At 61.0% G+C, this 19,861-nt stretch carries 23 protein-coding genes; 15 read left to right on the top strand and 8 right to left on the bottom strand.

The window, feature by feature from the left end:
* The first annotated feature begins 11 nt into the window (after positions 1–11).
* Positions 12–482, top strand: a complete 471-nt coding sequence (locus V8Z65_RS12990) for a class I SAM-dependent methyltransferase (RefSeq protein WP_338720570.1) — start codon at positions 12–14, stop codon at positions 480–482.
* Positions 479–676 carry a hypothetical protein gene (locus tag V8Z65_RS12985; RefSeq protein WP_338720569.1) on the top strand — a complete coding sequence of 66 codons (198 nt, stop codon included), beginning with the start codon at positions 479–481 and terminating at the stop codon, positions 674–676. The genes V8Z65_RS12990 and V8Z65_RS12985 overlap by 4 nt, the downstream gene beginning before the upstream one ends.
* Here V8Z65_RS12985 and V8Z65_RS12980 read toward each other — a convergent pair.
* The 3 genes from V8Z65_RS12980 to V8Z65_RS12970 form a co-directional block, all read right to left on the bottom strand.
* Positions 673–1,134: a nuclear transport factor 2 family protein gene (locus V8Z65_RS12980; RefSeq protein ID WP_338720568.1), complete on the bottom strand. Its 462-nt coding sequence runs from the start codon at positions 1,132–1,134 to the stop codon at positions 673–675. The genes V8Z65_RS12985 and V8Z65_RS12980 overlap by 4 nt on opposite strands.
* A gap of 53 nt (positions 1,135–1,187) precedes the next feature.
* The gene (gene sseA / locus V8Z65_RS12975) at positions 1,188–2,021 is read right to left on the bottom strand and encodes a 3-mercaptopyruvate sulfurtransferase (protein ID WP_338720567.1); all 834 of its coding nucleotides are present in this window, start codon (positions 2,019–2,021) and stop codon (positions 1,188–1,190) included.
* A gap of 151 nt (positions 2,022–2,172) precedes the next feature.
* Positions 2,173–3,192, bottom strand: coding sequence for a substrate-binding domain-containing protein (locus tag V8Z65_RS12970; RefSeq protein ID WP_338720566.1), 1,020 nt, complete (start codon positions 3,190–3,192; stop codon positions 2,173–2,175).
* Between the two features lie 233 nt (positions 3,193–3,425).
* Between V8Z65_RS12970 and V8Z65_RS12965 the strand changes: the two genes are divergently transcribed.
* The 7 genes from V8Z65_RS12965 (at position 3,426) to V8Z65_RS12935 (ending at position 10,007) form a co-directional block, all read left to right on the top strand.
* The gene (locus tag V8Z65_RS12965) at positions 3,426–3,656 is read left to right on the top strand and encodes a hypothetical protein (RefSeq protein WP_338720565.1); all 231 of its coding nucleotides are present in this window, start codon (positions 3,426–3,428) and stop codon (positions 3,654–3,656) included.
* A gap of 24 nt (positions 3,657–3,680) precedes the next feature.
* Positions 3,681–4,949 (top strand): ABC transporter substrate-binding protein, encoded by a 1,269-nt coding sequence (locus V8Z65_RS12960; protein ID WP_338720564.1) that lies wholly within the window; start codon positions 3,681–3,683, stop codon positions 4,947–4,949.
* A gap of 86 nt (positions 4,950–5,035) precedes the next feature.
* A complete protein-coding gene (locus V8Z65_RS12955; RefSeq protein ID WP_338720563.1) occupies positions 5,036–6,016 on the top strand; it encodes a sugar ABC transporter permease in 981 nt (326 codons plus the stop codon).
* Complete coding sequence (locus V8Z65_RS12950) at positions 6,016–6,861, top strand: carbohydrate ABC transporter permease (RefSeq protein ID WP_338720562.1); 846 nt, start codon at positions 6,016–6,018, stop codon at positions 6,859–6,861. Before V8Z65_RS12955 ends, V8Z65_RS12950 begins: the two co-directional genes overlap by 1 nt.
* Positions 6,862–6,873: 12 nt before the next feature.
* The gene (locus tag V8Z65_RS12945) at positions 6,874–7,878 is read left to right on the top strand and encodes an ABC transporter ATP-binding protein (protein WP_338720561.1); all 1,005 of its coding nucleotides are present in this window, start codon (positions 6,874–6,876) and stop codon (positions 7,876–7,878) included.
* A gap of 167 nt (positions 7,879–8,045) precedes the next feature.
* Positions 8,046–8,834, top strand: coding sequence for a ThuA domain-containing protein (locus tag V8Z65_RS12940; RefSeq protein WP_338720560.1), 789 nt, complete (start codon positions 8,046–8,048; stop codon positions 8,832–8,834).
* Between the two features lie 129 nt (positions 8,835–8,963).
* Positions 8,964–10,007: a Gfo/Idh/MocA family oxidoreductase gene (locus V8Z65_RS12935; RefSeq protein ID WP_338720559.1), complete on the top strand. Its 1,044-nt coding sequence runs from the start codon at positions 8,964–8,966 to the stop codon at positions 10,005–10,007.
* A gap of 57 nt (positions 10,008–10,064) precedes the next feature.
* Here V8Z65_RS12935 and V8Z65_RS12930 read toward each other — a convergent pair whose 3' ends face one another.
* Positions 10,065–10,652, bottom strand: a complete 588-nt coding sequence (locus V8Z65_RS12930; RefSeq protein WP_338720558.1) for a hypothetical protein — start codon at positions 10,650–10,652, stop codon at positions 10,065–10,067.
* Between the two features lie 167 nt (positions 10,653–10,819).
* Between V8Z65_RS12930 and V8Z65_RS12925 the strand changes: the two genes are divergently transcribed.
* Entirely contained in the window at positions 10,820–11,071 is a 252-nt protein-coding gene (locus V8Z65_RS12925; protein ID WP_338720557.1) for a GlsB/YeaQ/YmgE family stress response membrane protein, read from the top strand.
* A gap of 64 nt (positions 11,072–11,135) precedes the next feature.
* On the opposite strand, the gene V8Z65_RS12920 is transcribed toward V8Z65_RS12925, so the two are convergent.
* Together V8Z65_RS12920 and V8Z65_RS12915 are read right to left on the bottom strand one after the other, a co-directional pair.
* Positions 11,136–11,564, bottom strand: a complete 429-nt coding sequence (locus tag V8Z65_RS12920) for a hypothetical protein (protein ID WP_338720556.1) — start codon at positions 11,562–11,564, stop codon at positions 11,136–11,138.
* A gap of 168 nt (positions 11,565–11,732) precedes the next feature.
* Positions 11,733–13,337, bottom strand: coding sequence for a 5'-nucleotidase C-terminal domain-containing protein (locus V8Z65_RS12915; protein WP_338720555.1), 1,605 nt, complete (start codon positions 13,335–13,337; stop codon positions 11,733–11,735).
* Positions 13,338–13,584: 247 nt separating this feature from the next.
* On the opposite strand from V8Z65_RS12915, the gene V8Z65_RS12910 reads away from it, so the two are divergent.
* Both V8Z65_RS12910 and V8Z65_RS12905 read left to right on the top strand, forming a co-directional pair.
* Complete coding sequence (locus V8Z65_RS12910; RefSeq protein ID WP_338720554.1) at positions 13,585–14,046, top strand: GtrA family protein; 462 nt, start codon at positions 13,585–13,587, stop codon at positions 14,044–14,046.
* Positions 14,047–14,181: 135 nt separating this feature from the next.
* Entirely contained in the window at positions 14,182–14,832 is a 651-nt protein-coding gene (locus V8Z65_RS12905; RefSeq protein ID WP_338720553.1) for a ThuA domain-containing protein, read from the top strand.
* A 9-nt stretch (positions 14,833–14,841) separates the two neighbouring features.
* Here V8Z65_RS12905 and V8Z65_RS12900 read toward each other — a convergent pair whose 3' ends face one another.
* Positions 14,842–15,480 (bottom strand): DUF1109 domain-containing protein, encoded by a 639-nt coding sequence (locus tag V8Z65_RS12900; protein WP_338720552.1) that lies wholly within the window; start codon positions 15,478–15,480, stop codon positions 14,842–14,844.
* Positions 15,477–16,001 (bottom strand): sigma-70 family RNA polymerase sigma factor, encoded by a 525-nt coding sequence (locus V8Z65_RS12895; RefSeq protein WP_338724022.1) that lies wholly within the window; start codon positions 15,999–16,001, stop codon positions 15,477–15,479. Before V8Z65_RS12895 ends, V8Z65_RS12900 begins: the two co-directional genes overlap by 4 nt.
* A 371-nt stretch (positions 16,002–16,372) precedes the next feature.
* Here V8Z65_RS12895 and V8Z65_RS12890 point away from each other — a divergent pair, with 371 nt between their 5' ends.
* From V8Z65_RS12890 to V8Z65_RS12880, 3 genes are all read left to right on the top strand, one after another.
* Positions 16,373–17,221: a cytochrome b/b6 domain-containing protein gene (locus V8Z65_RS12890; RefSeq protein WP_338720551.1), complete on the top strand. Its 849-nt coding sequence runs from the start codon at positions 16,373–16,375 to the stop codon at positions 17,219–17,221.
* A complete protein-coding gene (locus V8Z65_RS12885) occupies positions 17,218–18,009 on the top strand; it encodes a molybdopterin-dependent oxidoreductase (protein ID WP_338720550.1) in 792 nt (263 codons plus the stop codon). The genes V8Z65_RS12890 and V8Z65_RS12885 overlap by 4 nt, the downstream gene beginning before the upstream one ends.
* A gap of 448 nt (positions 18,010–18,457) precedes the next feature.
* Positions 18,458–19,861 carry a DEAD/DEAH box helicase gene (locus V8Z65_RS12880; RefSeq protein ID WP_338720549.1) on the top strand — a complete coding sequence of 468 codons (1,404 nt, stop codon included), beginning with the start codon at positions 18,458–18,460 and terminating at the stop codon, positions 19,859–19,861.

Raw genomic sequence — 19,861 nt, 5'->3', positions numbered from 1 at the left:
CGGAGCCTGCCATGACATCGCCGATCAGTGCCATCAATGCCTATGCCGAGGGCGCCTTCAAGCAGGTGCCGGGCCTGGCCGGGCTGCATCGGATGACCGAGTTGCTGCTGGCCGAGCGCGTGCCCGAGGCGGGGCGCGTTCTGGTGCTTGGCGCCGGCGGGGGTGTGGAATTGCACAATCTGGCGGCCACACATCCCGGCTGGCGTCTTGATGGTGTCGACCCCTCCGACAGCATGCTCGAAGCGGCCCATCTGGCGACGGCAGCGTTTGGCGACCGCGTAGCGCTGCACAAGGGCACAATCAAGGACGCGCCCGAGGGGCCGTACGATGGCGCGACCTCATTGCTGGTCTTTCACTTCGTGCCACTGGCTGAACGCCTTGAAACCCTTCGGGGCCTCCATCGTCGCCTGAAGCCGGGCGCGCCCCTGGTCCTGGCCCATATGAGCTTTGTGCAGGACAGAAAAGCCGTGATCTCTGGATGAAGCGACACGCGGGTTTTGCCATTTCCAACGGCGTCGACCCGGCCCACGCCGAAAGCGGGCGGCAGGCCATGTTGGATCGTCTGTACCTGCTCGCGCCGAAGGCCGAGGAGGCCATGCTGGCCGAGGCCGGCTTCACTGACATCAGTCTGTTCTTTGCCGGCTTCGATTTTCGTGGCTGGGTGACCTATGCCTAGAGCGGTTTGCCCTCGTTATCGACAAGGCCGTACTGCTGGTAGAGGCCCATCTCGTCGCCAGCGATGAAGGCAAAAATCTTCGGTCCGTCATCGGTCCTCTGGGCAAGGTAGGTGACGTCGAAGTCGATGGTGAGATCGGATCCATCCTTCCGGCGATAGCCGGAGGTGTAGAAGACCCGGACGCTGTCGTGATTGTAAGCAATCTCGGTCACGTCGACGCGCCGCACCTGCATGCTCGTCGTGCCGATTGCCTTGTAGAACTGATAGCCCTGCTTGAGCGTCTGCACAAAACCCCGGTCATTCTTGCCGACGTTGATGCCCCCCGATGTCGCCGGGGCCATGATATCATCGGCAAAGAAGGAACGGATGAGATCGGCCTCGACATGGTCGCCGAGTGATTGCTCATAGGCCTCGGCATATCGACGAAAGTGGGCAAGGTAGTCGGGCTGGGTTGGCATGGGGACACCTTCTGTCTTGACAGGAAGGGTGCGGGCGTCGTGAGGGTTCCCGCTCAGCTCTCTATCTCAGCATCCTTGTGGGCGCCCCATTCGGCCCAGGAGCCGTCATAGACGGCAACGTCCCGGGCACCGGCTTGTTCAAGGGCAAGCGCCAGGGTGACCGCGGTTATACCCGAGCCACACGAGGCAATGAGTGGCTTTTGCAGGTCGACGCCGCGATCGGCAAAGATGGTGCGCAATTCGTCGGGCGCTTTGAGCTTGCCGCCTTCGGTAAGCAGGCTCACCGGCACGTTGAGGCTGGCCGGGATATGACCCGATTTGAGACCCTTGCGCGGTTCGGGCACTTCACCGTGAAAGCGCGGCGCGGGACGCGCATCGACCACCTGCGCGGCGTGGCTGCGCAAATTGGCCGAGACGGTTTCGAAATCGACCGCGGCATCGGTGTCAAATCTGGCGTCGAAACTGACTTTCTGGCGTGGCACCAGACCGATTTGCGTGGGGCGCTTTTCCGCACGCCATTTGGGGCCGCCGCCTTCGAGCATGAAAACCTTGGTTGCGCCGAAGCTGCGAAAAGTCCACCAGACGCGTGGGGCGCTGAAAAGCCCGACCTCGTCATAGACGACAATGGTCATGTCCTCGCTGATGCCCAATGCGCCGACGGCTCGGGCGAAATCGGCCGGACTGGGCAGCATATGCGGCAGGTCTGTGGTGGTGTCGGCAATGCCGTCGATATCGAAGAACACGGCGCCGGGAATGTGACCCGCGAGATATTCGGCTTGGGCATTGCGCGCTGCGTTCGGCAGGTGCCAACTGGCATCGACGACAGCCACGTCCGGGTCGTCCAGGTGATCGGCGAGCCAGGCGGTCGTGACGAAAGGCGAAGGCATTGGCAACTCCGGACGCGTGATGGATGTAGTGATAGCGCTGCGCCGCCGAACGCGACAAGCACTAATCGGTTACCACAGCAGACGGGCAATGTGGCAGAATCAAGAGGTCCCGCGCGGCGGCCGACGGGGGTGGCGCGTGGCGCGACGACGGTCAGCGCTTTGGTGCCGGGCCCGAACTTTCGCGCAAAACCAGTTCCACGGGCCAGAGTTCATGGACGTCCGCCGGCGGCTTGCCGGCCAGAATCTGTGTGATCAGCTCGGCTATGCGTGTCCCCGCCTGGCGGATGGACGACCGCGTCGTGGACATGGTGGGATACATGTTGTCGGCATTGAGATAGGGGAAGACGTCGTCATGGGCGATCATGGAAACGTCGGTGCCCAGCTGCAGCCCTGCCTGGCGGATGGCCCGGAAGACGCCGAGGGCGGTCATCATCGAACCGGCCAGGAAAGCGGTCGGCCGGGGCCGCAATTCGAGCATGGCCTGGGCCATGCGGAAGGCGATTTCGTCGGTGAAGGCGGAATTGCCCAGGAGCGCGGGATCGACCGGCACGTCGCGCGCTGTCAGGGCGGCGTGATAACCGATCTCCCGGTGTTCGGCAAAGGTGCGACCCTTGACGCCGTTCAGCAGGGCGATGCGCTTGTGACCCAGATCGAGCAGGTGGCTGGTGGCGCGCTCCAGGGCGCTGGTATTGTCAATGTCGAGCCAGGCCACGGGCTGGCCGATATTGGTCCGGCCATGAAGCACGAAGGGAACCTTGAGCTCCATCAGCAATTCGGCTCGCTCGTCGCTGATGGTGGGCGAATGGAGGATGACGGCATCCACCTTCTGGCTGGCCGCCAGGCGGCGATAGGCCGCCAGCTCTTCCTGGTGGCTGGCAACGGTGGACACCAGCATGTCGATTTCCTGGGACGCCATATAGCTGCCGACGCCAGAGAGAAACTCGGACATATGCGGCCCCAGTTCATCGGCGCCGCGCAATACCAGGCCGACCGCACCGGCGCGACCGGTGGCCAGGCGCAGGGCGCTGGCATTGGGTCTATAGCCCAACAGGTTGGCTGCCTCGGCCACGCGCCGGCGTGTGGCTTCATTGACTTCCGGATAGCCGTTGAGCGCACGGCTGACCGTGGTTTGCGACAGGCCGAGATGCTCGGCGAGGTCCTTCAATCTCATTGCGGCGTTACGGCCCGTAAGGTTTGACGCTCCGGTCGATAGTCCGCTGCAAAGGCGAAAAGCCGGTCGTTTCAGCCATTAGGGCAGACATGTCCCCTTGAATAGAGGGGTTATGCCATTCTCCTCCCAAACCTATTCAAAGCGATTTCAAATTTTGAAGCAAGCCCATGCAATCGTTTCAGGCAAATGAGGTGCGTACATCACTCTCTGTTTGACAATTTTCGGCGAGAGAAATGCTCCCATCTTTTCAACACTTTGATTTTGCAGTTAAAATTACTCCGTCTGCGGAAAAGTTCAAGAAATCACCTCCTGCGGCGCTTGACAGTTTTTCGGGGCTCTGGTTCCTTATCTTCCAAAGCGCTTTAAATCTGAACGGCAAAATCGGTTCAGCGGGTGCTTTTGTAGGGGAGGAGAATTGGCCTGGCGCCTTGGCGCAGGGTCAGTTCGGTATGACCTCCCCATGACATGTCTTTTCGGGAGGATTTCCAATGAAATTGAAAACGCTGCTCGTTTCCATGATGGCAAGCGTGACGCTGGTGGCCGGTGCGGCCCAGGCGGCCGAACTTTCCATTGTGTCGGGCGACACCGGCAATGGCCTTGCCTTCCTGCGCAGCCAGCTGGACAAGTTCGAAGCCGAAACCGGCCACACGGTGACCGTGGTCCCGATGCCCTCTTCGACGACCGACCAGTTCGGCCAGTATCGTCTGTGGCTTGCCGCGGGCAATACCGATATCGACGTTTACCAGACCGACGTGATCTGGGCGCCGCAGCTCGCCGATCAGTTCCTGGACCTGACAGAGGCTGCCGCCGATGTCGTTGATCAGCACTTCCCCTCGATCATCGAGTCGCAGACCGTGGATGGCAAGCTCGTCGCCCTGCCGGCCTTCACCGATGCCCCGGCACTCTACTACCGCACGGATCTTCTGGAAAAATACGGCAAGACGCCGCCGACCACCTGGGCCGAGATGGAGGCAACCGCCAAGGAGATCATGGATGCCGAGCGTGCCGCCGGCAATTCGGAAATGTGGGGCTTCGTGTTCCAGGGCAATGCCTATGAAGGCCTGACCTGTGATGCCCTGGAATGGGTCATGTCCAATGGCGGCGGCCAGATCGTTGAGGCCGATGGCACCATTTCGATCAATAATCCGCAGGCCGCGGCGGCTATCGATCGCGCTGCCGGCTGGATCGGCACCATCTCGCCGGAAGGCAATCTGGCCTATCAGGAAGAAGAAAGCCGTGGCGTGTGGCAGCTTGGCAATGCCGTGTTCCACCGCAACTGGCCCTACGCCTACTCGCTCGGCAATGGCGCCGACTCGCCGATCGCCGGCAAGTTCGACGTGGTGCCGCTGCCCAAGGGTGATGGTCCCGATGCCCGCTCCGCCGCAACGCTGGGCGGCTGGAACGTTGCCGTTTCCAAATATTCGCCCGATCCGGAGGCTGCCATCGAACTGGCTCTCTTCCTGAGCTCGGCGGAAGTGCAGAAGGAACGCGCGATCAATCAGTCGAACCTGCCCACTATCATCTCGCTCTATGACGATGCTGATGTTGCGGCGGCTCAGCCGATCATCCCGGCCTGGAAGGATATTTTCCTGAACGCGGTGCCGCGTCCCTCCGCTCCGACCAAGACCGATTACAACGAGGTCTCCTCGCTGTTCTGGAGCGCCGTGCACGACACCTTGTCGGGCAATGGCACTGCTGCGGAAAACCTCGAAGTACTCGAGGCGGACCTCCAAGACCTCAAGGGCGACGCCTGGTAAGTCCTCCCGGCGGCCTTGGCCGGGCGGGCGGTTGGGAAACCCGCCGCCCTCCCGGCGACTTCTGATAGATTGGGGAGGAGAAGAGTATGGCGACCGACGCCATGGCGCCGATAGCGGCGGCGAATACAACCAAGATCAAATCGGAGCTTTTGCAGCAACGTGTGCGTGCCGCGCGCTGGTTCCTGGTTCCGATGCTGGTCGCCCTGGCGATCGTGGCCGGGTGGCCGCTGGTGCGCTCGATATGGTTCTCCTTCACCGATGCGACGCTCAATGACCTTTACGGGGCCGAGTGGGTCGGCTTTGGCAATTACCTGCGCTGGCAGGTGCTGGAAAGCGGCACGGTGCGCTATCGCGGCGTGTTGGCCGATCCGGACTGGTGGAACGCGGTCTGGAATACGGTGCGCTTCGCCTTCTGGTCCGTGCTTTGGGAAACCGTGCTGGGCATGATCGTGGCGCTGGTGCTCAATGCCGAATTCCGCGGACGGGGCATTGTGCGCGCCGCTATCCTGATCCCCTGGGCCATTCCCACCATTGTTTCGGCCCGCATGTGGGGCTGGATGCTCAACGATCAGTTCGGCATCATCAATGATCTGGGCATGAAGCTGGGGCTGCTGGCTTCACCGGTCGCCTGGACCGCTTCGGCCGATACCGCAATGACCGCAGTGCTGATCGTGGATATCTGGAAGACCACGCCCTTCATGGCGCTGCTGATCCTGGCGGGCCTGCAGATGATCCCCAAGGACATCTATGAGGCGGCCGAGATCGACGGCGTGCATCCGGTCAAGCAGTTCTTCCGCATCACCCTGCCGCTGGTGCGGCCGGCGCTGATGGTGGCGATCATCTTCCGCGTGCTCGACGCGCTGCGCATTTTCGACCTGATCTATGTGCTGACGCCCAATTCGCGCGCCACCAAGACCATGTCCGTGCTGGCTCAGGAAAACCTGTTTCAGTTCAACAATTTCGCTGAAGGATCGACGCAGTCGACCCTGCTGTTCCTGCTCATCGCCATCTTCACCATCCTGTATATCTGGCTGGGCAAGGTCAATTTCGAAGGGGGAGACCGCTGATGGACACGACCTTCGACTATTGGAAGCTGACCAAGACGGTGCTGTTCTACGCGCTGGTGGTGTTTATCGTGGTGGTGTCGGTATTCCCGTTCTACTACGCCATCCTGACCAGCCTCAAATCGGGCACGGATTTGTTCCGGGTCACCTATTGGCCTACCTCGCTCAGCCTTGACAATTTCCGGCAGGTTTTCACCCAGGGTGCGTTCCCGCGCAATCTGCTTAACTCGGTCTTCGTGGCCTCTGTCACAGTTGTGCTGGCCCTATTCCTGGCCATTACGGCCTCGTTCGCCCTGAGCCGGGTGCGGTTCCGCGGCCGTAGCCTGTTGCTGATGACGATCCTGGCGGTCTCCATGTTCCCGCAGATCGCGGTATTGGCCGGTCTGTTCGAGGTGATACGGTTCCTGCGCATCTACAATACGCCCTGGGCGCTGATCTTTGCCTATACGATCTTCACGCTGCCCTTCACGGTATGGGTGCTCACGACCTTCATGCGCGACCTGCCGATCGAGATCGAGGAGGCGGCCATTGTAGATGGGGCATCGCCCTGGGTTATCATCACCCAGGTATTCATGCCGCTGATGTGGCCGGCGCTGGTGACCACGGGCCTTCTGGCCTTCATTGCGGCCTGGAACGAGTTTCTGTTCGCACTGACCTTTACAGTGTCCAATGAGACCCGCACCGTGCCGGTGGCCATCGCGCTGCTGTCGGGCGGTTCGCAATACGAAATTCCCTGGGGCATCATCATGGCCGCCTCGGTGGTGGTGACCGTGCCGCTGGTGGCCCTGGTTCTGGTGTTTCAGCGCAAGATCGTGTCCGGCCTCACCGCTGGCGGCGTCAAGGGATAAGGAGAAGCCAAAATGGCATCAATCGAACTACGCAATATCCGCAAGTCCTTTGGCGCAGTGAACGTCATCAAGGGTGTCGACCTGGAAGTGCGCAAGGGTGAATTCATGGTTTTTGTCGGCCCTTCGGGCTGCGGCAAATCCACCCTATTGCGCCTGATTTCGGGCCTTGAGGACATTACCTCGGGCGAGATGTTGTTTGACGGCAAGGTGGTCAATGCCTTGACCCCGTCCAAGCGCGGCATTGCCATGGTGTTCCAGTCCTATGCGCTTTATCCGCATATGACGGTCTATGAGAACATGGCCTTCGGCCTGAAGCTCGAGAAGGGCCACAGTAAGGACGAAATTCGCCAGCGCGTTGAGAAGGCCGCGGATCTCCTCCAAATCCGGCAATATCTCGACCGCCTGCCCAAGCAGCTCTCGGGCGGCCAGCGCCAGCGCGTCGCCATTGGCCGGGCCATCACCCGCGATCCCAAAGTGTTCCTGTTCGATGAACCCTTGTCGAACCTGGATGCGGCGCTGCGCGTGGCGACCCGTATCGAGATTGCCAAGCTGCATGAGGGCATGCACGACGTCACCATGATCTATGTGACCCATGATCAGGTGGAGGCCATGACGCTGGCCGACCGCATCTGCGTGTTGCGCGACGGCCTGGTCGAGCAGGTCGGCACGCCTATGGAGCTTTATGAAAAGCCCGACAGCATCTTTGTGGCCGGCTTTATCGGTTCGCCCAAGATGAACTTCCTGACCGGCGAAAAGGCCGCGGCCTTCAACTGTACCACGCTGGGCATTCGCGGCGAGCACATGCAGGTCAAGCCGGACGGCATCTGGGAGGGCGAGGTCATCCACACCGAAAATCTTGGGGCGGATACCTATGTCTATCTCGATATGGGGCAGGAAGAGCCCATCGTCGTCCGTCTGGAGGGGGCTCTGCAGCATCCCAGCGGTTCAAAGCTGCGTGTGTCCCCTATGGAAGACAAGATTCATCGCTTCGATGAGGCGGAAAAGCCCATCCGATAAACGAAAACGCAATAGGTGGCGGTGGTTTGGCCGTTGCCTTTCCGACACCGTGTCCTCCCGCGGGAACCTCAGTTGAGCAAACAGGGGTTCCCGATTTTGCGGGAATGACGCAAAACCAAGAACGCCCGGCGCCTCCCATGCCGGGATATTGATATTAGGAGACCGTCATGCCGATCCGTACCCTGGTCTGGGGCGAGAATGTTCACGAGCAGAAGAACAAGGTCGTCGCCGAAAATTACCCCAATGGCATGCACAACCAGATTGCCGCCCTTCTGCGCCAGGACGCCAATCTGGAGGTAAAGACCACCACGCTTCAGGAACCCGAACATGGTTGTACGGAAGAGGCGCTGGCCAATACCGATGTTTTGCTCTGGTGGGGCCATGCGGCGCATGACAAGGTCGACGATGCGGTGGTCAAGCGTGTCATGGAGCATGTCTGGCAGGGCATGGGCCTGATCGTTCTGCATTCGGGCCACCATTCCAAGGTGTTCAGGGGCCTGATGGGATCGCCGGCCAATCTGCATTGGCGCGAAGCTGGCGAGCGCGAACGGCTCTGGGTCGTCAATCCCGGCCATCCGATCGCCAAGGGCCTTCCGGCCTATTTCGAGCTCGAATATGAAGAAATGTATGGCGAGCCCTTCACTGTGCCCGAGCCGCTCGAAACCGTGTTCGTTTCCTGGTTCCAGGGTGGTGAAGTGTTCCGCTCGGGCCTGACCTATCGCCGCGGCGCGGGCAATATCTTTTATTTCCGCCCCGGCCACGAAACCTATCCGACCTATCACGATACCAATGTGGGTCAGGTGCTGCGCAATGCGGTGAACTGGGCCTATCAGGGCGAGCGACACGCTCATCTGATGAAGGCGCCGAACACGCCTGTTGGCGAGGCGATCGAAAAGATTGAAGAGCGCGGCGCCAAGCTGAGCGCCGCCGATCATGCCGGCGAGGTCAAGAGCTAGTCACCGGGAAAGGTCCTGGCCGGGGGATGATATCCCTTATGGCTAAACCGGGGTCCCCGCCACGGCGGGGACAGGCCGGTGTGAAATCAACAGTCGAACGGTCGCTTTCGGCGGCCAAGGAATAGAAATATGCGTATCCTCATCCTGGGTACCGGCGGCATGGCCAATACGCATGCCAAGAGTTTTGCCAATATCGAGGGGGTTACCCTTGCCGGCGGCGTCGACGTCGATCCGTCGCGGGTGGAGGCCTTTTGCGCGGCGCACAATATCGAACGCGGCTTTGGCTCGCTGGATGCGGCGCTGGCCTGGGGCGAGTTCGACGCTGTCGCCAATGTGACGCCGGATAGTGTGCACTATCCCACCACCATGGCGGCGCTGGCGGCGGGCAAGCATGTGTTCTGCGAAAAGCCGCTGGCGACCGACCATACTCGCGCCATGGAAATGACCGAGACGGCCGAGCGGCTGGGCCTGGTCAACATGGTCAACCTGACCTATCGCAATGTCGCCCAATTGCAGAAGGCGCGCGAAATCGTGCAGTCCGGCCAGGTCGGGACCGTCAAGCATTTCGAGGCGAGCTATCTCCAGAGCTGGCTGGTATCGCGCGCATGGGGGGATTGGCGCACGGAGAGCCAATGGCTGTGGCGCCTGTCGAAAAAGCACGGTTCCAATGGCGTTCTGGGCGACATTGGCGTCCATATCCTGGATTTCGCCGCGTATGGCGCAGGGAGCGATTTCTCGAAAGTGTTTTGCCGTCTGGAAACCTTCGACAAGGCGCCGGGCAACAAGATCGGAGAATATGACCTGGACGCCAATGACAGTTTCGCCATGACCGCGCAGCTTGAAAATGGCGCGCTGGGCGTTGTCCATGCCTCGCGCTGGGCCACCGGCCATTTCAACGAATTGCGGTTGCGCGTCTATGGCGAGCTGGGCTCGCTGGAAGTGCAGCACCGCCACGACTGGTCTAAGCTCTATGCTTGCCTGGGGCAGGACGCTGAAACCGGCACCTGGACCGAAATCGAGGTCGATCCGGTACCGACCAATTACGAGCGCTTTGTTGAGGCGTGCCGCAAGGGCCAAAATCTGGAGCCCAGCTTCCGCCATGCCACCAATATCCAGAAAGTGCTGGATTTGGCCACCGTGACTGATCGCGAGCGGGCAGAGCACACCGTCTGAAAGTAAAAAAAGGCCCCGGCATTTGCCGGGGCCTTTCAGTTCCAATCACGCGATCGATTATGCGCGGTCGTCGACATAGACGATGACGGCGCCATCGGCCTTGGTCTTGAGGCTGACAACATCCTCGACCGCATAGCCTTCAGCTTCCAGCTCGGCCATGATGGCGGCATTGTCCGAAATGCGCGCATGCAGGCCAGCCTGCGCCTCGGCATTGGCCGTCAGCTCATTGTCGAGAGCAGCGGCTTCAGTTTCGGCATTGCCCTTAAGCGAGGAGATGGTGACGATGGTGATGTCCGTCTCCTCGGTAATGGCGCTCAGGTCGAGATCGGCATTGGCCTTGATCGAGGTCATGACCGAACCATAGGTGTCGTCCGCCGCGTCAGCCGAGGCATTTGCGTTAGCGTTCGCATTGGCACCGACACCCGCGTCCACATTGACGCCGCCTTCCGAAGCGTCGAGGCCGGCATCGACACCTGCGTCGACACCCGCATCTGCGCCTGCATCAGCCTGGGCGGTCAGAATGTCCGAACTTACGCCAAACCCGGCGCCGGCCTTCAGGTCGAGCGACGAATTGGCGGCGATGGCCGGCAGGGCGCTCGAGGCAAAAAGGGCGGCGATGGTGGTCGCAATGATGGTCTTCTTCATAGTCAGAACTCCATTTGTGGGATGTGCCCCCCACTTGAACAGCCCCACAACGACCCATCACCGCGATGGTTGCGCCCCTATCGATCACGATGCCCGATCAAATTTGCGGGCCACCTTGCAACCTGTTGGGAAAATACCAAATTCCCGATCAACAAAGGAGATTGGGCATGGGCATCATCTGGGCCATCATCATCGGGTTCCTCGCTGGGTTGATTGCCAAATGGATCACGCCGGGCGACCACAAGCCGCGCGGGTTTATTCTGACCACCGTATTGGGCATTGTCGGCTCGGTGCTGGCGACCTGGCTGGGGCAGCAGGTCGGTTGGTACGGGCCCAATGACGGTGCCAACTTTATCGGTGCCATTGTGGGCGCGGTCATTATCCTTCTGGCCTGGGGCCAGTTGGCGCGCCGGGCCTGACACGAGGATAAAAAGAAGGCCCCGACAGGATTGTGGGGCCTTCGTCATTTGGTGCTGGTAGCGCTTACTGGATGCCGAACATGGCCTTGGCGGCCTCTTCGGCAGCGTCGCCGGCCTGCTTGACCTGCTCGTCGCTGAGACCGGCGGACTTCGCGGCAGCCTCGGCCTGTTCGCGGGCATCCGCGACCGCCTGCAATTTCTCGGCGTCGGTCAGCTCAAGCTGTTCGACCTGGTCCTGCATGGACTGCATGGCGTCCTGAACGGTGGTGTCGGTGCCAGGAATGACGGCATCGGCAGGCACTTCGATCGTCATTGCCGGCGCTTCGGGTTCCGGCTCATTGTCGACAACAGGCGTCGGTTCGGGCGCCGGCGCAGGGGTCGGTGCTGCCTGTTCCACAGGTGCCGCCGCTTCTGCCGGTTGTTCAGGTGCATCGCCGCAGGCGGTCAGGGTCAGGCAGGCGGCGAGGGAGGCGGCGATCACAAACGGTTTCATCTGAAAACTTTCATCGTCAAGGGTTTAGGTGTCTTCACGAGACCGTGATCGGGTGCAGGGGGATATTGGCCAAGTTTGGGCGAAACCGGCGCAAAACCAAGGCAATTGCGAGTGTCCATAGAAAAGGGGCGCACAAGCGCCCCTTTGTTGGCTTACTGATCGGGAACTCTACTTCACTATGGTGATGCGGCCATCGGTGAAGGGAGTGTATTCGCCGCCCTGCTTGGCGATGTAGTCCGCCAAGACCTGTTCGAGTGGCGGGCCGAAGTCATAGGCATTGTCGCCCTCGGCAAAGGTGCCGTATCCGTCGCCGCCGCCCCGCATGTAATTGTTGGTGACGATGGTGAACGTGGCGTCCTCATCGATCGGTTCCCAGCTATCGCCGGAGCCGACCATCACGTCGCTGATGCGTTCGCCGGCTGGCTTGGTCAGGTCGGCGGTATATTTGAGGCCCGCGACCTGCGGGAAGCGACCGGCACCGTTTTCAACGTCGCTGACGCCGTTTTCGAGCGCCTCGATAACGTCCGCGCCCGAGATGTCGACGGTGGCCAAGGTGTTCGAGAAGGGCAGCACGGTAACGACTTCACCCATGGTGATGTCGCCCGCATCGATGGAGGCGCGCAGGCCGCCGCCGTTCTGGATGGCGATCTTGACGCCCTGATCGGCGACGCGGTCGAGCATGGCCTCGGCCACCAGATTGCCCATCGAGCATTCCATGGCGCGGCAGACGTCGCGCGATCCTTCGATTGCCTCGGTTGCCGTGCCGATGACTTCGCCCATGGCTTCCTCGATCGGGGCAGCCAACGCCGACAACTGGGTTTTGAAGTCCTCGTCGCCGGTGACCGATGCGTCGATCAGATAGGGCTCGCCTTCGGCCTTGATGACATTGCCTTCGTCATCCCAGGTGATGGCGATATCGCCCAGATGCTTGCCATATTGGTTGGCCTGCACCACCGGGACCTCGATCCCTTCGGGATTGGTGACCATGGTGGGGTAGGGCCCCACGGCCTTTTCATCGGTATTGGACAGCAGCGTATGGCTGTGGCCGCCCACGATCACGTCGACAAGCGGCAGGGCGGCGGCGACTTCCATATCCTGATTGTAGCCGATGTGGCTGAGCAGGATGATCTTGTTGATGCCGGCCGCATCTAGCGCCTCGGAGGCACCGCGGACATATTGGATGATGTTGGTGAATTCGACGTCGTCGCCGGGCGAGGAGATTTCCGGCGTGTCTTCGGTGGTAGCACCGATGATTCCGATCTTCTCGCCGCCAACATCCACGACAATCGAACCATTGATCTTGCCGCGCAGGTTCTCATCGCGGGTCACGTCGAAATTGCCGCCGATAATGGGGAAATCGGCCGCCTCGATGAATTTCATGAATTCTTCGGGGCCGTCATCGAATTCGTGATTGCCGGTCGCGACCACGTCGAAGCCCATCTGGTTGAAGAAGTCGGAGACGACCTTGGACTTGTAGGTGGTGTAGTAGAGCGAGCCCTGGAAGTTGTCGCCGGCTGAGAGCAGCAGAGAATTGCCCGTTTCATACTTGGCGCGGGTATCGTCGATGATGGTCTTGAGGCGGGCTATGCCGCCGAAACATTCGCCCGCGGCGTCGGTCTCGGCATCGCAATTGGAGTCTGTGCCGGTGATCGGGTCGAAGCGGGAGTGGAAGTCGTTGATATGCAGAATATTGAGCGTGAATTCGGCATGTGCGGCCGTGGCGAAGCCGGCGCAGAGCGTGAGCGCGGTTGCACCCAGAAGCAGTTTCTTCATCCCTGATGTCCCTTTTTGCTTATTGCGGTCGACATAGCATCTGCCTAGTCAGCCCGACGCCTTATGGGCTGCCAGCAGCGTCATAAAACAACTAATCAGGTAATTGTGACAGTGGAAAGTGGACCTTTTGGTCAAATTTTTAACCGCCCCGTCCACACGAAATATTCGGCTTGAACGTAAACACGCCTGCAACGGTTTATGTGTATGGGTCGTTGCCAATGATGATGCCCGCCCGAAAGCCCCTGCGATGAGCCTTGCCCTTGAAAGCCTGATGCGGGTCTATCCGGATCGTCCTGATGGACGGGTGGCGGGCGGCGGCATCGTGCCCTTCGTGCTGATCGGGGGAAGCGGGGCGCTGGGCTTTATCCTGTCGAGCAGCGCCTTGATTGCCGCCCTGCCGATGGTCGAGGCCTGGGTGATCAGCGTGCTGTGCTATGCCGCTTTCATCGTGCCTATCTACCTTCTGCATCGGCGGTTTACCTTTGGCGCTACGGCAGCGCATGGCCAGGCCTTGCCGCGCTATGTTGCGGTGCAAATGCTGGCACTGGCTTTGGCGGCGGTGTTCAGTTTTCTGTTTCACGGGACATTGGGCCTGCCCAGCCTGCCCGCTGCCATTCTGGTCAATCTCCTGACGGCGGGCGTGAATTACATGGTCCTCAAAAGCTGGGCCTTTGCCGCGTCGCGGCGGCTCGCGGCCGCTGCTGCCTGAGGCGGCAGGCCTTTTCCATCCTGGCGGGTGATGCCGCTATCGGCAGGGGCCGGACACATCAATCGCGCGGACGGGCTTTCAATACCGGCTCAGTCGGGTATTCTCCGCGCCGTTTGATTTGCAGGAGGAATGCTCATGCGCAGTGCTTTGATTGTTTATGGCGGCTGGGAAGGTCACGACCCGGAGGAATGCGCCACCATATATCGCCGCTGGCTGCATGAGGATGGCTATTCGGTGCGGACTGCCACCGAAACCAGCGCTTTTGCGGATCCCTCGATTGCCGATCTGTCGCTGATCATCCCCATCTTCACCATGAGCAAGATTGCCAAGGAAGAGGTCGAGAACCTCACCAAGGCCGTGCGTGGCGGCGTGGGGTTGGCCGGGCACCATGGCGGGATGAGCGATGCCTTCCGCGATTCGGTGGACTACCAATTCATGGTCGGCGGCCAATGGGTGGCCCATCCGGGCGACATCATCGACTATACCGTGGATGTGACCAAGCCGGACGATCCGATCATGGCGGGCATCAAGCCGAGCTTCTCCTATCGGTCCGAGCAATATTACATGCATGTCGATCCGATGATCGAAGTGCTGGCGACCACGACCTTCAGCGGCGAGCACGCGCCCTGGATCAAGGGCGCCGTGATGCCGGTGGTCTGGAAACACCGCTATGGCCAGGGCCGGGTCTTCCACATGACACTGGGCCATCAGGCCAAGGAATTCGAGAATACCAATATGGCCACGATCATGCGTCGCGGCCTGAACTGGGCGGCCAGGGACGAATAGTCCGGCCGCCTACCAGCGAAGTGCAAACCGCCCGATGATCGCGCCAATGAGCGCGGTCAGGGCGATACCCAATGAATACCAGACCGCCATGAACATCATGCTGGTTTCCCCGCAATAGAAGGCATAGGCGGCGGCGCCGAAGCCGCCGGCCAGCAGGCCCGCGGCAAGGCCTGCCAGCATGGGCGAGGCCGGTGCGAAACGGCGCATGGCGCTCAGAAGCACGCCCAGAAGCGGCGCGGCCGTCAGAATGATGAGCCAGGGGCAGGCCAGGGCCGTGCCGCCCATCAGGACCGGCATGGCCCAATCCGACTGCATCCAGTCCCAGGTGCCGGCCACAAGCGCCAGCAATACCAGCGCGCCGGCCGCCAGCAGGGGCCAGCGCAGGAGCCTGTCGGGGCGCGACAGAACGGGCACTGCGACGAGGCCCAGGGCGCCCAGGCCAATGGTATAGGCCAGCTTGCTCCAAAACATGGAACTGCCCCATGCGCCGCCGAACGGCCGCCCGACCATGAGGTCAAGCACGAGCGGCCCCATCAATATCGAGCCGATAAGTCCGATTGCCACGGCCAGCCACAGCCACCGCTCCAGGGCGCGCGGCGGTGTTGGCGCAAGATCGGCGGAGAGACGTTCGATCAGGTCGTCGGTCACTTGGTCCCTCCCGCAAATTTATTCATGAGGGACTTGATGCCGCGATGAATGGAGACTTTCGCCGCCGTTTCGCTGATGCCGTGGCGCGCGGCGGCTTCGGCGACACTGGCGCCTTCAATGCGTGTCTGGCGAATGAGATCGGCGGTCCGCTCCGGCACTTCGGTCAAAACGGCCTCGACGTCACGGCGGTCTGCGGCATTGGCGCTGTCGTCGACGGCGAAAATAGGCGCGTCGTCGTCGAGCGGCACAGTGGGGCGAATGGCATGGCGGCGGACATGGTCGACGAATTTATGATGCGCAACGGCGTGCAGCCAGGCCGTGAAGGGACGGTTGCGGTCATAGGTCGATCGTTTCGTGTGCAAGGCCAGTAGTGTTTCCTGCACGAGGTCCTCCGCGTGCGAAGCATGGGACGGGCTCAGGCGGCGGGCAAACCAGGGCCGCAAATAACGCGTGAGCTCGGCCAGCAATCGGCGATAGGCGGCTGCGTCGCCGTCGAGTGCGGCGAGCATCAACTCGCGCATCCGTTTCTCGGTCGCATCCGCCTGCATTGGTTCTCCATTCGCACCGGTTGAACAGGAGGTTACACGCTGCGAGCAAAAAAGCGAGCGCTGAACACGGCTGCGTGATCGGGTAACCTCCACGGTCTGCCGACGAATGATGAGCGATAAGCATGCCGCATGCAAAGATACCAGGCTTGCCGTAAACTCGATGTGATGGTGAGCGTGATTGCGACGGGATAACGTTACTGCAAGCACGGGGCGGCTTGGAGCGTTTCGAGCAAAAGTGGCAACGGTTTTGCGGTTCGGAAGCGCGACAATACAATAGCTTGGAGCAATTTCAGCGTTTCGGCGAAATGGCGAAATGCTCCAGGTGCTGGAAAAGGGGAGAGACGATGTCAGAGGAAAAGGGCCTACCGGTTACCAAGGGGCCGCTGGTCTATCGGCAATCGATCTGGACCCGGGTGACACATTGGGTCTGGGCGATCTGCCTGTTTTTTCTGCTGCTTTCGGGCCTGCAGATATTCAATGCGCATCCCAATCTCTATATCGGGCAACAATCCGGCTTCGAGTTCGATAACGCGATCCTCAGGATCGGGGCCGTCAATACGCCGGAAGGGCCGCGTGGCCGCACGACACTTTTCGGGCGGGAGTTCGATACGACGGGCGTACTTGGCATGAGCGGGCCTGCGGCCAATCCCAGCTTTGTCGGCTTTCCCGGAGCGGTGACAATTCCGTCTTTCCGGGATCTGGCGACGGGGCGGGTTGTTCATTTCTTCTTCGGGTGGATATTCGTCGCAGCGCTGTTCGTGTGGTTCCTGGCTTCGTTTGTGAACGGCCATTTGCGGCGGGATATTCTGCCCAGAAGCACTGATATCACCGGATTGCCCCGCGATGCATTGGAGCATGCGCGGCTCCGCCTCCATCATGGCCGCAGCTATACGCCGCTACAGAAACTGAGCTATTTCGTTGTGTTCTTTGTGCTGTTTCCGCTGATCATCCTGACCGGATTGACCATGAGCCCGGGCATGGATGCGGCCTGGCCGTGGCTACTCGATATTTTCGGGGGGCGACAGACTGCGCGCACCATCCATTTCACGGTCATGGCGCTGCTGGTGCTGTTCTTTATCGTCCATATCGTCATGGTGCTGCTGGCCGGACCGCTCAATGAGCTGCGTTCCATGATCACCGGCTGGTATCGCGCCAGTCCCGGCACGCCACACGAACAGGGAGACAAGCCATGAGCGGTCTGATCGTCAATCGCCGCAAGTTCCTGATCGGGTCGGCGGCCCTGGGCTCGTCATTGGCGCTTTCAGGCTGCAACCAATTCGACTTCCTCGGTCAGCGCGGTAATCCGGTGCGCCAGGCGCTCGAGCAGGCCAATGTCCTGACCTATTCCGCACAAAGGGCGCTGATTGGCGATCAGGTGCTGGCGCGTGAATATGCGGAAAGCGAAATCCGCCAGGGCCAGCGGCCAAACGGCTCCACCGACCCGACCACGCCCGAATATATGTTCCTGCGCCAGGCGAATTTCGAACCCTATCGGCTGACCATCAAGGGCATGGTCGAGAAGGAAGTCAGCTTCTCGCTGGCCGAATTGCGCAATATGCCGGTCCGGACGCAGATCACGCGGCATGATTGCGTCGAAGGCTGGAGCTGCATTGCCAAATGGACCGGCACGCCGCTTGGGCCGGTGCTGGACCAGGCCGGGGTGAAGCCGGGCGCGCGCTATTGCGTCTATCACTGCTACGACAATATCCAGCGCAGCATATCGGGCGACATTCTCTACTATACCAGCTCGGACCTGGTGGATGCCTATCACCCGCAGACGATCCTGTCCTATGGCCTCAATGATGCGGTCCTGCCGGTCAGCAATGGTGCGCCGGTGCGCCTGAGGATCGAGCGGACGCTTGGCTACAAGCAGCCCAAATACCTCCACACCATCGAACTGGTTGATGATCTGTCGCCCTTCGGTCGCGGCAAGGGCGGCTATTGGGAGGACAATGGTTATGACTGGTATGGCGGGATTTAGCAAAAACCCCCACCCTTGATCCCTCCCCACAAGGGGGAGGGAGACGATGAACACCGACGCTTCGGCCCTGCGCCTCCCTCCCCTTGATGGGCTTCGACTTGTCCCGAAGGGCAAATCTCTCCGGTGGAGAGATTTGAGAGGAGAAGGAATGAGGGTGGGGTGACAGAGGTCCATCCACCCGCACCCCTCCCATGCGTGCCCTTGGCTTGCTATTTTCACGCTTCTCCCCCATATGTGCGTCACGTCGCGGCAGAATAGCTGCTGATGGACTTCTCTTCTTACTCACGCGGTGAGCGGCGAAGTCAGCCCGGATACCCCAATAGCGCGGTCCGGGTTTGAGCCAGCACCCGCGCGATATTCCCTATCGCCCGATTGCATTTGAATTGACCAGCGCCCGCATGCTGCGCGGCGTTTCCGCGCGATTTCGCGCATGATGAAAGACAAGAGTTTGAACGATTTCACCTCGCTCGGCCTGCCCGCCCAGATCACCGACAGCCTGGCGGCCGGCGGTTTCACCGAGCCCACCAAAATTCAGGCCCAGGCCATTCCCAAACTGCTCGAAGGGCGGGACATGCTGGGTATTGCCCAGACCGGTTCGGGCAAAACAGCCGCCTTTGGCCTGCCCATCCTGGCCGGCATTCTGGGCCTTACTGGTCGTCCGCGCCCGACGACCACGCGCGCGCTGATCCTGGCGCCGACGCGCGAACTGGCCGTGCAGATCGACGAGAATATCCGCAAATTTGCCGGCTCCAAGATGAAGCTCGACACCGTGCTCGTTCTGGGCGGTGTGTCGCGCTACCACCAGGTGCAGAAGATCGCCAAAGGCGTCGACGTCGTCGTCGCTACGCCGGGCCGTCTCAAAGACCTTCTGGACGACAACAAGATCCGTCTCAATGAAACGCGCTGGCTGGTGCTGGACGAGGCCGACCGCATGCTCGATATGGGCTTTATTGCCCCGGTGCGCGCCATCGCCAAGGCCATCGGCCTCAGGCGTCAGACCATGCTGTTCTCCGCCACCATGGCGGCAGAGGTCGAAGATCTGGCCAAATCGCTGCTCAAGGAGCCCATCAAGGTCGAAGCGGCGCCGCAGGGTTCCACTGTGGTCAAGATTGACCAGCGCGTGATCATGTCGGGCTCCAAAGCCAAGCGTGGCGTGCTCAACGATCTGCTGGGCGACGAGAAGGAAGGCATGGAGCGCGTCATCGTCTTTGCCCGCACCAAGCATGGGGCCGACCGCGTGGCCAAGAACCTGGCTATTGACGGTCATGAAGCGGCGGCCATTCATGGCAATAAGAGCCAGAATGCCCGGCAAGCGGCGCTCAAGGGCTTTGCCAGTGGCAATGTGCGTATTCTGGTTGCGACCGATATCGCCGCGCGTGGCATCGACGTGCAGGGCATTACCCATGTGGTCAATTATGACCTGCCGGACGACGCTGAAAACTATGTGCACCGCATCGGCCGCACCGGCCGCAATGGCGCCTCGGGTATTGCCATCACCTTGTGTGACGGCACTGAGAAATCCAAGCTGCGCGACGTGGAGCGGTTGATTCGCCGGACTTTGCCGGTTTCGGGCGATGTGAACCTGGTCGAAGAAGCGCCAGTGCAGCGCCAGCCGCGCAATACTGCCGGTGCGCCAGGCGGCGCGCGCAGCGCCCGCAATCCCAAGGCCAAGAGCCAGCGCAAGTTCAATACGCCGCGGCCCGGTGGCGAGCGCACCAAATCGGCCGATGGCAAGCCGCAGGCAGTACGTCCGGCCGATGGCAAACCGGCAGGCGCCAAGAGCGGCAAGCCGCGCTGGAACAAGAGCCAGCGCGATGCCGGGCGGGCGCGGCGCGCATCGGCCAACGCATAA

It is taken from the genome of Devosia sp. XK-2 (genome assembly GCF_037113415.1).
Lineage (GTDB): Bacteria > Pseudomonadota > Alphaproteobacteria > Rhizobiales > Devosiaceae > Devosia.
The sequence above is the reverse complement of the archived record's forward strand: the minus strand, read 5'-3'. Positions and strand labels throughout refer to the sequence as shown.

Excerpts from the sequence above, each read along its gene's own strand:
- V8Z65_RS12970 (WP_338720566.1), bottom strand. The coding sequence starts at position 3,192 with ATGAGATTGAAGGACCTCGCCGAGCATCTCGGCCTGTCGCAAACCACG.
- V8Z65_RS12945 (WP_338720561.1), top strand. The coding sequence starts at position 6,874 with ATGGCATCAATCGAACTACGCAATATCCGCAAGTCCTTTGGCGCAGTG.
- V8Z65_RS12955 (WP_338720563.1), top strand. The coding sequence starts at position 5,036 with ATGGCGACCGACGCCATGGCGCCGATAGCGGCGGCGAATACAACCAAG.
- V8Z65_RS12885 (WP_338720550.1), top strand. The coding sequence starts at position 17,218 with ATGAGCGGTCTGATCGTCAATCGCCGCAAGTTCCTGATCGGGTCGGCG.
- V8Z65_RS12985 (WP_338720569.1), top strand. The coding sequence starts at position 479 with ATGAAGCGACACGCGGGTTTTGCCATTTCCAACGGCGTCGACCCGGCC.
- V8Z65_RS12930 (WP_338720558.1), bottom strand. The coding sequence starts at position 10,652 with ATGAAGAAGACCATCATTGCGACCACCATCGCCGCCCTTTTTGCCTCG.
- V8Z65_RS12960 (WP_338720564.1), top strand. The coding sequence starts at position 3,681 with ATGAAATTGAAAACGCTGCTCGTTTCCATGATGGCAAGCGTGACGCTG.
- V8Z65_RS12980 (WP_338720568.1), bottom strand. The coding sequence starts at position 1,134 with ATGCCAACCCAGCCCGACTACCTTGCCCACTTTCGTCGATATGCCGAG.
- V8Z65_RS12950 (WP_338720562.1), top strand. The coding sequence starts at position 6,016 with ATGGACACGACCTTCGACTATTGGAAGCTGACCAAGACGGTGCTGTTC.
- V8Z65_RS12965 (WP_338720565.1), top strand. The coding sequence starts at position 3,426 with ATGCTCCCATCTTTTCAACACTTTGATTTTGCAGTTAAAATTACTCCG.
- V8Z65_RS12910 (WP_338720554.1), top strand. The coding sequence starts at position 13,585 with ATGAGCCTTGCCCTTGAAAGCCTGATGCGGGTCTATCCGGATCGTCCT.
- V8Z65_RS12915 (WP_338720555.1), bottom strand. The coding sequence starts at position 13,337 with ATGAAGAAACTGCTTCTGGGTGCAACCGCGCTCACGCTCTGCGCCGGC.
- V8Z65_RS12935 (WP_338720559.1), top strand. The coding sequence starts at position 8,964 with ATGCGTATCCTCATCCTGGGTACCGGCGGCATGGCCAATACGCATGCC.
- V8Z65_RS12990 (WP_338720570.1), top strand. The coding sequence starts at position 12 with ATGACATCGCCGATCAGTGCCATCAATGCCTATGCCGAGGGCGCCTTC.
- V8Z65_RS12895 (WP_338724022.1), bottom strand. The coding sequence starts at position 16,001 with ATGCGCGAGTTGATGCTCGCCGCACTCGACGGCGACGCAGCCGCCTAT.
- V8Z65_RS12925 (WP_338720557.1), top strand. The coding sequence starts at position 10,820 with ATGGGCATCATCTGGGCCATCATCATCGGGTTCCTCGCTGGGTTGATT.
- V8Z65_RS12905 (WP_338720553.1), top strand. The coding sequence starts at position 14,182 with ATGCGCAGTGCTTTGATTGTTTATGGCGGCTGGGAAGGTCACGACCCG.
- V8Z65_RS12920 (WP_338720556.1), bottom strand. The coding sequence starts at position 11,564 with ATGAAACCGTTTGTGATCGCCGCCTCCCTCGCCGCCTGCCTGACCCTG.
- V8Z65_RS12940 (WP_338720560.1), top strand. The coding sequence starts at position 8,046 with ATGCCGATCCGTACCCTGGTCTGGGGCGAGAATGTTCACGAGCAGAAG.
- sseA (WP_338720567.1), bottom strand. The coding sequence starts at position 2,021 with ATGCCTTCGCCTTTCGTCACGACCGCCTGGCTCGCCGATCACCTGGAC.
- V8Z65_RS12890 (WP_338720551.1), top strand. The coding sequence starts at position 16,373 with ATGTCAGAGGAAAAGGGCCTACCGGTTACCAAGGGGCCGCTGGTCTAT.